Genomic DNA, 13,067 nt, shown 5'->3' with positions numbered 1-13,067 from the left:
GCGGATCACATCGAGCGCGATTCGTTCACCCCGGCTGGGTGTCGTCCCGGATGACCTCCTCGACCGCGGCGGCGTCGACCGGCCCGTCGCCGCCGGTCCAGGTGCCGACCTCGGCCTCGACCTTGGCCTCCGCCTTCGCCCGGTCGTCGCCGGACTTGGCCTCCGCCTCCGCCCACTGCCGGTAGGTCTCCCAGCCGAGCTCGCGCTCGCGCAGCGCCTGCTGCACCCGCGCCATCTGCTCGTCGCTGCAGTCCAGCCGCCAGACCGTACGCAGCGCCTCGGGGATCTCGACCCGGTAGTCGTGCCCGCCCTCCACGAAGACCCCGGGCGTCGGGGTGAGCGCGTTGAGCAGGTCGACGAACGTGGCGAAGAAGGTGACCACCGGCAGCCAGCGGGTCCCACGCGGGGCGCCCGGCGGCCGACGGTCGTCCGGCCCGAGCCAGTCCGGCGGGCGCCACAGCAGCGGGGCGTGGAACTTCGGCACCGGGTCGTCGCCGTTCTGCAGCAGCAGGAATCGCACGCCGGCTCTCTCGTCGGGCGCGAGCCCGTGCCAGTCCCGGATCGCCCTCGGCAGGTACGCCGTGCCGGGGCCGACGTCCGGCACGTCCGCCACTGTGCGGTCCCCCCACAGCTGCTGGCGCCACACCGTGGCTGCGGGCGTCCCGATCCACACCGCGGCGTCCAGGCCGGCGCCCTCCGGGCCGAGCATCCCCGTACCCGCGAACATCTCCTCGCTCACCTGCGAGCCCAGGCTCTCGCCGAAGAGCACGAACTGCGGGCGCCGCTCTGCCGGCATCGCCATCAGCCGGGACACGATCCCGTCGACGACCATCCGGGTCTGCCGGGTGCCGAGGTGCACGGACGTCAGCGAGAGGGAGGAGGGCAGGACGGAGTACTCGATCGCGGCCGAGGCACAGTCGCCGCGGGTGAGGTACTCCAACGTCTCGTCCGCCACGTAGTTGACGTATCCCGAGCCTGTCGGCGAGAAGAGTGCGAAGACCTTGCGCTCCAATGCCTTCGTCCGGTCGATCTCCCGCAGCAGCAGCTGTGCGCGCTCCTCCTCCGTCGGCGCCGAGGACATCGCGGCGTACACGCGGATGGGCTGCTTGGCCGGCTCGCCCATGACGCGCTCGATGTGGTCCGCGCGCAGGACCATGCTCAGCCAGCGGCGACCCTCCCGTGACTGCGCGGCCCACGGGATGTGCGACTGAGGCGAGCCGGTGACCTCCGGCAGGTCGGGGGCCTCGGCGTGCGCCGCCTCCGTCTGGTTGCCGGCCGAGTTGAGCTTCGTGACCACCGCGGACACCGCGGCCCACGCCACCGCTCCCGTGACCGCGGCGGACCCGAGTCGCCCGAGCGCGCGGTGGTCGCCCACCTCGCCACCGAGGACGAACGCGGCACCGCGCGCGATCGTCGTCGTCAGCCGGGTCTCCACGTGCGCCAGCCCCAGCAGGCCACCGGTAACGGCCAGTCCGAGGCCCGCCGCCTGCGCCGGGGAGACGGCCCGCTGGGTGTCCTCCATCGACGCGCCGTCCTGGGAGTCGGCACCCGCGACCTGCTGCCGCGGCCGGGTCAGCGCGTAGGCCGCGGCGCCCACGGCCGCCGCCGCACCGAGGTTCGCCAGCGACGAACCGGGGCGACCGCGCCAAGGCTCCAGCAGGCCGGCGCCGATGCCGGCCGCCGCTGCCCCCGCCTTGCCGGTCGCCGCCAGACGCAGCAGCGCGCGCCGGGGGGACTCGTGCTCGCGCGGCGGGAGCGCCCGAACGAGCGCGACCCCGGCCGCCAGGGTGATGCCGTCGACCACCAGCCCGGTGACGACGCGGCCGGCGGTCGACCCGCGGGCCGCGGGCAGCCGGTCGGCGGCCGACCGCAGCAGAGAGTGCGCCGAGACGCCCCAGGAGTACCAGGAGGCCGCCGCGACCCCGCTGATGACGGCCTGGTCCACGCTGTTCCGGGACAGCAGGTTGCGTTGGTAGGACAGGCCCACGCCCGCAGCACCCAGGAGCAGGCCGGCGCGGGCGGAGACGTCCAGACCACGCTCACGCGCCACGAAGCGGGCCAGGCGCCGGTGGGCGCCGCTGGACAGGGCAGGGCTGGTCGTGTCCGTCACGAAGCCAGTCTCGCCACTCGCCCCACGCGTCGCGCGCGGGGCGCGCAACATCATCCCTTCGGCTCGGCCACGTTCCCGCCGCGGCGCCCTAGGGTGATCTCCGGGAGGTGGGGCGGTTGTTCGGGCGCGTGCTCATGCGCATCGTGCTGCTGCTGGCCGCGGCGGCCGGCCTGCTGTGGCCAGTCCTCCACCAGTTGTCGGCCGGGGTCGACCAGGGCGCCGTCTACGACCCGGTCGTGATCACCACGTACGACGCGCAGTACGTCGTGGCCGCCGACGGCCGGCTCACGGCCACCGAGGACATCACCGCCCAGTTCCCCGCGCTGCGGCACGGCATCTTCCGCTTCTGGGACGTGGTGGACCCCGCCGACCCGCACGCCCGCTACATCCCGAACCTCGTCAGCATCACCATGGACGGCCGCTCGGTCCCGTACGAGACCTACTGGGACTACGGGGACCGCTACTTCGTGGCGAAGATCGGTGACCCGGACGTCTACGTCAGCCCGGGATCGCACGTCTACCGGATCACCTACACCGTCGACGGTGCGCTGTCGCCGCCGACCGCGGGCACCGGGCAGTTCGTGTCCAGCGACGGGACGAACGTCGTCGCGCCCGGCAGCGTGTTCTTCTGGAACGTCGTGGCACAGGGCTGGCAGATGCGCATCGAGCAGGCGCGCATCCGGATCCAGCTGCCCGCGGACTCCGGCGTGGTGCAGTGCACGGCGGGCGGCACCAGCGACGGAACCCGGGTCGCGCAGCGGCCCTGCGAGATCACCGGCGCCGGCACCCGCGAGGTGACGCTGCGCGCCAACTCCCTGCCCGCGAACAGCGGGATGACGACCCGGGTCAGCCTCCCGATCGCCACGCCGCCACGGGTGGAGCTGCCGTGGTCGGTCCTGTGGGACGGGGTGCTCGGTCGCTCGGTGCCGGCCGCCCTGTTCGTGCTGCTGCTGTGCCTGGTGTCCGGTGCCCTGGCACTGGTCTGGGTCCGGTCGACCCGGGAGGAGCCGCCCGGCTTCCCCGTCCAGTACGCGCCGCCGCCGGGCCTGGGACCGGTCGAGACGGTCTACATCGACACCGAGGACACCGGCGACCACGCGCTGACCGCCTCCCTGCTGTACCTGGCCGACCGGCGGCTGGTGACGCTGGAGCACCGACCGGACCAGTCCTGGCTGATCCGCGGGCTCACGACGCCGGACCAGTGGTCCGTCTTCGACGACGTCAGCCAGACCCTGGGCGCGAAGCTGGGTGTGACGACCCCGGGCGGGTGGTTCCTGGCCGACCGGACCAAGTCCTCGGGAGAGACGCTGTCGGAGGCGCAGTCCGCGATCGCGGCGTCGGCCCGGGACTGGGGCCGCCGCTCCGGCTTCGTGGCCTCGGCGCCGTTCGAGACGTGGGGCCGGGTGGCCTGGCTGGCCAGCCTGCCGCTGGCCGTCCTGGGCTTCCTCACCTGGCTCGGCCCGTCGATGTGGGGCCTGCCGTTCGCCGTGTTCGCCATCGTGGGACTCGGCCTGCTGCGACCCGGCGTCGGCCGCCGCCGCACCCGCACCGGTCGCGACCTGTGGTCGCGCGCCGGCGGATTCCGCCGGCTGCTGTCCACCGACTCCGCGGAGGACCGGTTCGACTTCGCGGCGCGCCAGGACCTCTTCATCGCGTACGTGCCCTATGCGGTCGCGTACGGCGTCGCCGACCGGTGGGCGGAGAAGTACCGGATGGCGACCGGCCAGGAGCCGCCCATCCCGTACTGGTACCCCTACGCGATGGGATACAGCCCCTACAGTTCCGGCGGGGGGTTCGACAGTTTCGACAGCACGCTGTCCGCGTCCATCAGCACCTACCAGGCGTCCCAGTCGTCGAGCAGCGGCGGTGGTGGCGGCGGGAGCTTCGGTGGCGGTGGCGGCGGCGGTGGCGGCGGCTCGTGGTGAGCCGGCGATGAGTGCACCTGGAACGGGAGGCGGACCGGCATGACGGTGGTTCTGCTCGTGATCCTGCTGCTGGTCGTGGCAGCGGTGGTCTTCTTCGTGGTCGGCTTCAACCGGCTGCGCAAGGCGGACGTCCGCGCGGACGAGGCGCTGGGCGGCATCGACGTGCAGCTGACCCGCCGCGCCGACCTGGTCCCCAACCTGGTCGAGACGGTGAAGGGCTACGCCTCGCACGAGAAGTCGGTGTTCGAGGAGGTCACCGCGGCGCGCACCGGCGTGACGCAGGCGGCGAAGTCGGGGACGGTCGAGCAGAAGGCGGCGGCGGAGGCCCGGCTGGACAAGGCCCTGGTCAACGTGATGGCGGTGGCGGAGAACTATCCCGACCTCAAGGCGTCGGCGTCCTTCGTCGGCCTGCAGAACCAGCTCACCGACACCGAGAACCAGCTCGCGTTCGCCCGGCAGTACTACAACGACGCCGCAGCCACGCTGAACACGCTGGTATCGACCATTCCGTGGATGTTCTTCGCCGGCATGGCCAACGTGTCCAAGCGGGACTTCTACGAGGCCCCGTTCGGCAACGAGCAACCCCCGCAGGTGTCGTTCTCGTAGGTCGTCCAGAGGGCCGACCGCGTCAGCGGTGCCGCACCCAGACGTTGGGCTCCACGTACGTGCCGAGGTCCTGGTCACGGTCGACCGTGAGCACGCTCAGGCCGTCGGGGATCACGTAGTCGCCGCTGGCGGGAAACGCCATCGAGCACCACCCCTCCCACTGAGCGACGGTCCCGGTCATGACCTGCGAACGTGGTGCGGTGGCGAGGATCCGGCCCCCGATCCGCAGGTGGGTGCGGAGCCAGGGGTCCAGCGGTGACCCGTCCTCCCGGGTCCAGGTGACGTACTCGTCGATCGGCGTAAGCGGGTAGCGCGGCTTGAGGGTGGGGCGCACGGGCGCGATCACCTGGGCCAGGCCCCGCTCCTCCGCCAGGTCGCACAACGAGGTGACCAGGTCGGCCGCGAGTCCGCGTCCGTGCCGGTCCGGGCGCACGATGCCGGCGCACAGCACGAAGGTGTCGGGTGCGCGCCCGTCCGCGCGGTCGCGCAGCGCCCGGCGCAGGCTGTCGGTGTAGCCGGTCGGCAGGTCCTCGACGCTCTCGTCCCACCCCAGCGCGACTCCCCACCCGCCGGCAACGACGACCCCGTCGCCGTCGAGCAGGAAGACGTCAAGGTCGGCGAAGGACTCCCCGATCTCCGGCAGCATCCGCTCGGCGTCGACATCCGCGACGATGAACGGGGGGAAGCCGTCACGGAACAGGGCCTCGAGCTGGTCCTGCGGCCAGTCGCGCGCATCCCGACGCACCCGGGTCAGCTCCATCGGTGCACGTCCCCTTCTGTCTGCTCTGCGGCGGCCCGGTCACCATCGTTCACCCGCGAGGCGCTCCCCGGCCCACGCGGCGGGGGCGTGTTACGTTCGGCGCGCCTCATCGACCGGGTGGGGCGGCGCCCGGCGGTTGCTCCTCCACGGCGGGGTGGCGGGGGTCGACAAAATCCTGCATCCCCTCGGAGTCTCTCCCGTGAGAACACGCATGGCCCTGCTCGCCACCCTCCTGGTCGCGGTCAGTGCGCCCGCCGTCGTTGCCAGCGCCGGACCGGCCGCCGCCGGGCCGCCGGTGCAGAAGGTGGTCCAACTCGGCGACTCCTACTCCGCGGGCAACGGCACCCAGGACTACGTCCCGGCGAACAACGACTGCTTCCGCAGCCCGATGAACTGGGGCGGCCAGTTCGCCGCGTCCCAGGGCGCGACCTACGTGAACCGGGCCTGCAGCGGGGCGGTGACCGCCAACATCACCGGCACGTATGTGCTGTCCGGAGTGGACATCACCAAGCCGCAGGTGCCCTTCAACCAGACCATCCCGGGTTCCGGCACCTTCACCGAGGCGGACTATGTCGCCCTCGCGGAGCAGAACGACGTCTGCCCGACGCCGAGCCTGCCCGACGAGAGATACAGCTACAGCGCGCAGTCGTTCGACTTCAACTCCACCACCCGGGAAGCCACCGGGACCATCCTGTGCAGCCCCTACATGGAGCCGCAGATCGACGCTGTGGACACCACCGCCGATGTGGTCCTGCTGACGATCGGCGGCAACGACATCGGCTTCAGCACAATCGTGGAGTGGTGCTTCGTCTTCCAAAGCGCAACTAACTGCGAGAACGCGGTGAACGCCGCACAGAGCAAGCTCCCCGCGTTGAAGACCGCGGTTCTGGACACGCTTCGGGCGGTGCGGGCCAGGATGCGCCCGGACGCCGTCCTGATCTACGAGGGCTACCCGTACTTGGCCCCAAACGTGCCGCTCATGCTTGGCACCTACAACGCGAACGCCGCAGTGAGGCAACTCGGGGACGCTGGCAGCGAAGTTCAGCGTCAGGTCATCGCAGCGATGAACGGCGGTTGGTGCACCCCCCGTACGTACTACAGCGACGTGGCACGGGAGGTCTTCGCAGGCCACGAACTCAACGCGAATTCCGGGGCCGACAACAGCAACGCCTGGTTCGTCAAGCCCTTCACCTCCGGCTACGAGGTGTCGACCTGGTACCACCCGATCGCCTACGGCTGGGACCAGTGGGCGGACGGTGTGATCCAGTACTACGACACGGTCCCGGCCGGCTTCACCTGCTCGATCCCCGCGTCGGTGCCCGGTGCGCCGACGGGGGTGACCGCCGCGCCGGGTGACGGCAAGGCCACCGTGTCGTGGACCGCGCCTGGATCCGACGGCGGGTCGGCGATCACCGGGTACGTGGTCCAGCAGTCCGTCGACGCCGGCACCACCTGGACCCCCGCGGCCGGCTCCCCCGCCGGTCCGACCGCGACCTCCCTGGAGGTCACCGGCCTGACCAACGGCATCAACGTGTCCTTCCGCGTCGCGGCGACCAACGCCGTCGGGCAGGGCCCGTACTCCACCCCCTCGGTCCCGGTCACCCCCGGCGCCGGCGCCACCGTGACCGTCACCTCACCGGCGGCCAGCGGGTCGCAGATCTCCAGCAACGGCTACTTCGGGGTCTCCGCGGTCAGCACCGGCATCCCCGCCGGCACCACCGCCTACGTCACCCTCAACGGATCCGCCAAGGCCTCCACCACCGTGCAAGCCAGCGGCGCCATCCGCTTCGACGGCACAGCCATCGGCGGCAACCAGTGGATCCCCGCCGAGACCGGCACCTACGCCGTGCGCATCGGCGGCGGCAGCAGCCCCGTGCTGGCGACCTCCAGCACCTTCACCCTGGTGATCATCCCGTTCGGCCTCAACGGCCGCAGCGGCAACAAGTACACCGTGCTGCCGGGCAACTTCTCCCCCGGCACCACCGTGTACCTGACCCGCAACTCCGCCACCGTCGCCTCCGGAAAGGTCCAGACCAAGGAACAGCCCTTCACCATCACCGGCCCCACCACACCAGGCACCTACCAGATCTGGGTCGCCTCCAACCAAGGCCGCGTCTACGGCGACCACGCCGGCGTCATCACCATCCCCTGACAACAGCGCAGCCGGCGAGCTGATCGGCCACGGTCCGGCCGTCCCCACGCGGGGTACGGTCGGACCGTGGCCGTGTGGGACCTCAACGCCGACCTCGGCGAGCTCGAGGGATCCCTCGGCGCCGAGGTGGATGCCGCGCTGCTGACCGTGGTCACCAGTGCCAACGTCGCGTGCGGCGGCCACGCCGGCGACGCCGTGTCGATGCGTCGGGTCTGCGTCGCCGCCGCCGAGTCCGGTGTCGCGGTCGGCGCCCAGGTCTCGTACGTCGACCGCGAGGGATTCGGTCGGCGCCACGTCGACGTCTCGGCGGCGACGCTGATCGCGCAGCTGACCGACCAGCTCGCCGCCCTCGACGAGCACGCCCGCGCCGCCGGCACGGCGGTCACGTACGTGAAGCCGCACGGAGCGCTCTACCACGCCGCCGCCACCGAGCACCGGGTCGCCGCCGCCGTGGTCGCCTCCGTGGCCGCGTACGACGAGCGGCTGCCCCTCCTGACCCTGCCCGGCTCGGCGCTCGCGGCCGCCGCCCGGGAGCGCGGCATGCACGCGGTGGGCGAGGCCTTCGCCGACCGCGCCTACACCCGCGAGGGCCGACTGCTGCCGCGCACCCACCACGCCTCCGTCGTCACCGATCGGCACGAAGTGGTCCTGCGGGTGCTGCGGCTCACCTCCGAGCGCGCCGTCCGCACGGTCGACGGCGCCGACGTGCGCGTGGACGCCCGCAGCGTGTGCCTGCACGGGGACACCCCGGGGGCCGTCGACCTGGCCCGGGCGATCCATACCGCCCTGACCGCTGCCGGTGTCGCCCTGGAGGCGTTCGCCCCTCCCCCTGCGCGGCGGCCATGACCCGGGTGCTCCCGTACGGCGAGTCCGCGGTGCTGCTGGAGACCGACGAGGACGTCCATGACCTGGTCCGCGCGCTCGAGGACGCCGTCGGGTCGGGGCTGCTGGCCGGGGTCGTGGAGTCGGTCCCGGGCGCGCGTACCGTCCTGGTCCGCGTCGACCGACGCCGGGCCTCGGTGGACGCGGTCGCGGGTGCGCTGGCCGGGTTGAGACCGCTACCCCGCGCGCAGGCCGTGCGCCACCTGGTCGAGATCGAGGTGGCCTACGACGGCCCGGACCTCACCGAGGTGGCCCGGCTCTCCCGGCTCACGCCGACCGAGGTGGTGCAAGCGCACACCGCCGTCGAGTACGAGGTGGCCTTCTGCGGCTTCGCGCCCGGGTTCGCGTACCTGACCGGACTCGACCCGGCGCTGCACGTACCGAGGCTGCCCACCCCGCGCACCCGGGTGCCCCGCGGCGCCGTGGCGATCGCGTCGACGTACGCCGCGGTCTACCCGCGCGAGTCCCCGGGGGGCTGGCGGCTGCTGGGCACCACGACGGTGGCCCTGTTCGACGAGCGGCGACGGCGCCCCGCGGTCCTGGAGCCGGGGACGAGGGTGCGGTTCGTGCCCCGGGACGACGGGTGACCGCGCGCGCGGCGCTGGAGGTGGTCTCGGCCGGACCGCTGACCACGGTGCAGGACCTGGGCCGGCCGGGCCTGGGGAGGCTGGCCGTGACCGCGTCCGGGGCGTACGACCGGGCCGCGCTGCGGCTGGCCAACCGGCTGGTCGGCAACCCTGAGGGTGCCGCCGGGCTGGAGTGCCTGCTCGGCGGTCTCGCTGTCCGGGCGGTGGACGCCCCGGTGACGGTCGCGGTGACCGGGTGCCGCGGAGCGCTCACCGTCGACGACCGGGCCGTGGACCGGGGCACCCCGCTCACCGTCGCGCCCGGTCAGGTCCTCGTCCTGGGCCCGGCCGCGTCCGGGCTGCGGGCGTACGTCGCCGTGCGCGGCGGGCTGTCCGTCCCGCCGGTGCTGGGGTCGCGCAGCCGGGACACCCTGGCCGGCCTCGGACCGGAGCCGCTGACGGCCGGCGGCCGCCTGCCGGTCGGCGCCGCGGTCGGCCCGGTCCCGGCGGTGGACCACGTCCCGGTCCCCGCGTACGGCGAGCCGGTCCCGCTCGCGGCCCTCCCCGGGCCGCGCTGGGACTGGTTCACCGACGGGGCGCGGGCTCTGCTCGGCGCCGCCACGTACGAGGTGTCCACCCGATCGGACCGCGTCGGCATCCGGCTGACGGGGCCCGCCCTGGAGCGGGTCGTCACCGGGGAGCTGCCGTCGGAACCGCTGGTCCGCGGCGCGCTGCAGGTGCCCCCGGACGGGACCCCGGTGATCATGGGGCCGGACCACCCGACGACCGGCGGCTACCCGGTGGTAGCCGTGCTGCGCGAGGCCGACCAGGACCGCTGCGCCCAGCTCCGGTCGGGTGACCGGGTCCGCCTCGTGGTCACGCAGCGCTGACCACAGCCCCGTGGCGAGAATCACCCTTTCGGCCCACCAACCGGGCCTGCGCGGGACCGACAAGAGGGGTGTGACCGCGGAGGTGACCAGAATGGCGCAGAACTCGGGGGTAGACGTCATGAGGTTGCTGCGCAGCGGAATCCCGCTGACGCTCCTCATGGATCTGGCTGACCCGACCGGCCCGCGCTCGGAGGAGATCCTCGAGTCCGAGCGGCAGCGGAGGATGCGGGTGCACTGAGCCCGCACCTCAACGCCGACGCGGTTCGGTCGCTCTGTGTAGTCGTCTGCGCGATTTCCCGGTCCCACCGACCGGGTGCTAGATTCTGCGCCACGCGCCGCTAGCTCAACTGGCAGAGCAGCGGACTCTTAATCCGCGGGTTCGGGGTTCGAGTCCCTGGCGGCGCACCCGTGATACGGCCCCTGACCTGCGACGACGCAGCCAGGGGCCGTTCGCATGAGTGGGCTGGGGGACGCGCGTCCTGGCGCTGACCTGGTCTAACGGATGGTGATGACTCCGGCGTGGTCGCCGTAGACGCGGCCTTGGTTGGAGGCGACCCAGATCTGGTAGGTGCCTGGTGTGGTGGGGCCGGTGATGGTGAAGGGTTGTTCCTTGGTCTGGACCTTGCCCGAGGCCACGGTGGCGGAGTTGCGGGTCAGGTACACGGTGGTGCCGGGGGAGAAGTTGCCCGGCAGCACGGTGTACCGGTTGCCGTTCCGTCCGTTGAGCCCGAACGGGATGATCACCAGGGTGAAGGTGCTGGAGGTGGCCAGCACGGGGCTGCCGCCGCCGCCGCCGATGCGTACGGCGTAGGTACCGGTCTCGGCGGGGATCCACTGGTTGCCGCCGATGGGGGTGCCGTCGAAGCGGATGGCGCCGCCGGCTTGCACGGTGGTGGAGGCCTTGGCGGATCCGTTGAGGGTGACGTAGGCGGTGGTGCCGGCGGGGATGCCGGTGCTGGTGGCGGAGACCCCGAAGTAGCCGTTGCTGGAGATCTGCGACCCACTCGCCGCCGGTGAGGTGACCGTCACCGTGGCCGTGCCGGGCGGAGGCGTCGGTCCCGCGCCCGAGGCCGGAGTCACAGGGACCGAAGGGGCGGACCAGGGGCCTTGGCCGACGGCGTTGGTCGCCGCGACGCGGAAGGACACGTTGATGCCGTTGGTCAGCCCGGTCACGGTCAGCGAGGTCGCGGTCGCTGCGGCGGGGGAGCCGGCCGCGGCGGTCCAGGTGGTGCCGGCGTCGACGGACTGCTGGACCACGTACCCGGTGATCGCCGACCCGCCGTTGGATCCAGGCGCGGTCCACGACACCGTGGCCTTGCCGTCACCCGGCGCGGCGGTCACTCCTGTGGGTGGGCCCGGCACGGTCAGCGCAACAGGTGGGATGACAGCGGTCGCGGTGCCGGTCAACGGGAGGGTGTCGCTGTTCCCGACCGGGTAGCCGATGGTCAAGGCAGCCCCGGACAGGGCCCCAGCGGAGGTCGGGGACCAGGCCAAGAGCACCGTGCACGCCCCGGCCACGGGGATCGGGGTGCCCACCGAGCAGGTTCCCCCGGTCACGGTCACGCCCGAACCGGTAGCGGTGATGGTCGACGGCACCGATTTGGTCTCGGCGGTGTCCGGGTTGGTCACCGTCACCGACAGCGGTGCCGCTGTCCCGACCGTGGTGGCTCCGAAGGCCCCGCTGGTGAACGCCAACGGGCCCGGCTGGGTTTCCACCGATCCCAGGTCACAGCCCATCCCCTGCGGACGCGGCTCACCCCGCTGATCCGCCGCCGTCGCACAGGTCGGACCACCGGCGTCAACGACAGGACTGCCCGGCTTCGGCAGCAGAGTCTTCGTCGGCCCCCCGTAGTCGTCCAAGCCAAACAGATCTGGATCACCGGTCAACGTTCCCGGCGGTGGCAAACACGAACCGTCCTCGACCAGGTTCACCCCGAGCCAGAGCACTGGTCCGGAGCAATCCGCACCCACGCTGTTCGCGACGATCGAGCCACGCACAATCGCCGTGCCGATGTTGTAGGCGCCGCCGCCTGCGGTGGTGGCCGAGTTCCCGGAGATCGTGGAGGCTGTCACCGTCGCCGTTCCGGTATTGAAGACGCCGCCGCCTGCGGTGGTGGCCGAGTTCCCGGAGATCGTGGAGTCGGTCACCGTCGCCGTTCCGGTGTTGGTCATGCCTCCGCCACTGTCGGCGGTGTTCCCGGAGATCGTGGAGTCGGTCACCGTCGCCGTGCTGGCCGGGTCTCTGTTCCAGATGCCACCGGCCGCGAGAGCAGCTGTATTCCCGGAGATCGTGGAGTCGGTCACCGACAGCGTGTCGGTGTTGTCGATGCCACCGGCGTTGGTTGCGCTGTTCGCGGAGATCGTGGAGTCGGTCACCGTCGCCGTGCCGGTGTTGGCCATGCCTCCGCCAACGCCGGCGGTGTTTCCGGAGATCACGGAGTTGACCACCGTCGCCGTGCCGGCGTTGTTGATGCCTCCGCCACTGGACGCGAGATTTCCCGAGATCACGGAGTCGGTCACCGTCGCCGTGCCGGTGTTGGCCATGCCTCCGCCAACGCCGGCGGAGTTGCCGGAGATCACGGAGTCGGTCACCGACAACGTGCCCAGGTTCAAGATGCCACCGCCCACTTGGGTGAACTCGGCCGATGTGCTGCCGCGTCTGATGGTGACCCCGGCAAGAGCCGACGTGCTCCCAGCATCGATGAGCAGCACCCTGGTGGCGTTGTTCCCATCGATGATCAACTGGCCCGCTCCCGGACCCTGGATCGTGAGCCCCCCGGGCTGCACCCACAACTCACCGCTGCTCAAGGTGATCGTGCCCGTCACTGCGAACGTGATGATGTCGGCACCAGGAGAACCGTTCGCGTCGAGTATCGCCTGCCGCAGCGAGCCCGCTCCCGAGTCATTCAGGTTGGTCACCGTGAACGTGGCCGCGGACGCGGCACCCGCGGTCCCCACCATCAGCCCAGCAGCCAGCCCGACAGCGGACACGGCCGCCACCACCCGACGGACGCCGACACCCCAGCCCGGCCCAGCCACCATCGACGGCATGCCCCGTCCCCTCGTCCCCCGCAGCGGCCCCACGCGCCGTGGGGGCACCTCGCCGAAAGGAGGCTCGCGGAATCTAGCCCGGCCACCGCTACCTGTCCATCACGTCGGTGACCCGCGGGGATGGC

10 protein-coding genes and 1 tRNA gene are annotated in these 13,067 nt (G+C 72.2%); 8 read left to right on the top strand and 3 right to left on the bottom strand.

All coding sequences use genetic code 11. The features are described from left to right. Window positions 1-25 precede the first annotated feature (25 nt). Window positions 26-2,110: an alpha/beta-hydrolase family protein gene (locus tag R2737_15660; GenBank protein ID MEZ5117696.1), complete on the bottom strand. Its 2,085-nt coding sequence runs from the start codon at window positions 2,108-2,110 to the stop codon at window positions 26-28. Between the two features lie 116 nt (window positions 2,111-2,226). Here R2737_15660 and R2737_15655 point away from each other — a divergent pair, with 116 nt between their 5' ends. Together R2737_15655 and R2737_15650 are read left to right on the top strand one after the other, a co-directional pair. After that, entirely contained in the window at window positions 2,227-4,035 is a 1,809-nt protein-coding gene (locus R2737_15655; protein ID MEZ5117695.1) for a DUF2207 domain-containing protein, read from the top strand. A gap of 39 nt (window positions 4,036-4,074) precedes the next feature. Continuing rightward, on the top strand, window positions 4,075-4,641 hold the full coding sequence (locus R2737_15650) for a LemA family protein (protein ID MEZ5117694.1): 567 nt from the start codon (window positions 4,075-4,077) through the stop codon (window positions 4,639-4,641). Between the two features lie 22 nt (window positions 4,642-4,663). Here R2737_15650 and R2737_15645 read toward each other — a convergent pair whose 3' ends face one another. Continuing rightward, window positions 4,664-5,401 carry a hypothetical protein gene (locus tag R2737_15645; GenBank protein ID MEZ5117693.1) on the bottom strand — a complete coding sequence of 246 codons (738 nt, stop codon included), beginning with the start codon at window positions 5,399-5,401 and terminating at the stop codon, window positions 4,664-4,666. 199 nt (window positions 5,402-5,600) lie between these two features. Here R2737_15645 and R2737_15640 point away from each other — a divergent pair, with 199 nt between their 5' ends. The 6 genes from R2737_15640 to R2737_15615 all read left to right on the top strand — a co-directional run bounded on the left by R2737_15640 (window position 5,601) and on the right by R2737_15615 (window position 10,296). After that, window positions 5,601-7,553, top strand: a complete 1,953-nt coding sequence (locus R2737_15640; protein ID MEZ5117692.1) for a fibronectin type III domain-containing protein — start codon at window positions 5,601-5,603, stop codon at window positions 7,551-7,553. 66 nt (window positions 7,554-7,619) lie between these two features. Further along, complete coding sequence (locus R2737_15635; GenBank protein MEZ5117691.1) at window positions 7,620-8,399, top strand: 5-oxoprolinase subunit PxpA; 780 nt, start codon at window positions 7,620-7,622, stop codon at window positions 8,397-8,399. After that, window positions 8,396-9,022 carry an allophanate hydrolase subunit 1 gene (locus R2737_15630; protein MEZ5117690.1) on the top strand — a complete coding sequence of 209 codons (627 nt, stop codon included), beginning with the start codon at window positions 8,396-8,398 and terminating at the stop codon, window positions 9,020-9,022. Before R2737_15635 ends, R2737_15630 begins: the two co-directional genes overlap by 4 nt. Further along, the gene (locus R2737_15625; GenBank protein MEZ5117689.1) at window positions 9,019-9,891 is read left to right on the top strand and encodes a biotin-dependent carboxyltransferase family protein; all 873 of its coding nucleotides are present in this window, start codon (window positions 9,019-9,021) and stop codon (window positions 9,889-9,891) included. The genes R2737_15630 and R2737_15625 overlap by 4 nt, the downstream gene beginning before the upstream one ends. Before the next feature lie 91 nt (window positions 9,892-9,982). Continuing rightward, window positions 9,983-10,129, top strand: coding sequence for a hypothetical protein (locus tag R2737_15620; GenBank protein ID MEZ5117688.1), 147 nt, complete (start codon window positions 9,983-9,985; stop codon window positions 10,127-10,129). A 94-nt stretch (window positions 10,130-10,223) separates the two neighbouring features. Further along, window positions 10,224-10,296, top strand: a tRNA-Lys gene (locus R2737_15615). 90 nt (window positions 10,297-10,386) lie between these two features. Here R2737_15615 and R2737_15610 read toward each other — a convergent pair. Further along, complete coding sequence (locus tag R2737_15610; GenBank protein MEZ5117687.1) at window positions 10,387-12,942, bottom strand: choice-of-anchor Q domain-containing protein; 2,556 nt, start codon at window positions 12,940-12,942, stop codon at window positions 10,387-10,389. Window positions 12,943-13,067: the final 125 nt, after the last annotated feature.

The sequence above is a fragment of the Candidatus Nanopelagicales bacterium genome (assembly GCA_041393815.1).
Lineage (GTDB): Bacteria > Actinomycetota > Actinomycetes > S36-B12 > JAWKJK01 > JAWKJK01.
Note: the sequence above shows the minus strand (reverse complement) of the source record. Positions and strands in the feature narration are given on the sequence as shown.

What these genes read in the sequence shown, in the direction of transcription:
- R2737_15645 (MEZ5117693.1), bottom strand. Translation starts at nt 5,401, where the DNA reads ATGGAGCTGACCCGGGTGCGTCGGGATGCGCGCGACTGGCCGCAGGAC.
- R2737_15620 (MEZ5117688.1), top strand. Translation starts at nt 9,983, where the DNA reads ATGGCGCAGAACTCGGGGGTAGACGTCATGAGGTTGCTGCGCAGCGGA.
- R2737_15630 (MEZ5117690.1), top strand. Translation starts at nt 8,396, where the DNA reads ATGACCCGGGTGCTCCCGTACGGCGAGTCCGCGGTGCTGCTGGAGACC.
- R2737_15650 (MEZ5117694.1), top strand. Translation starts at nt 4,075, where the DNA reads ATGACGGTGGTTCTGCTCGTGATCCTGCTGCTGGTCGTGGCAGCGGTG.
- R2737_15610 (MEZ5117687.1), bottom strand. Translation starts at nt 12,942, where the DNA reads ATGCCGTCGATGGTGGCTGGGCCGGGCTGGGGTGTCGGCGTCCGTCGG.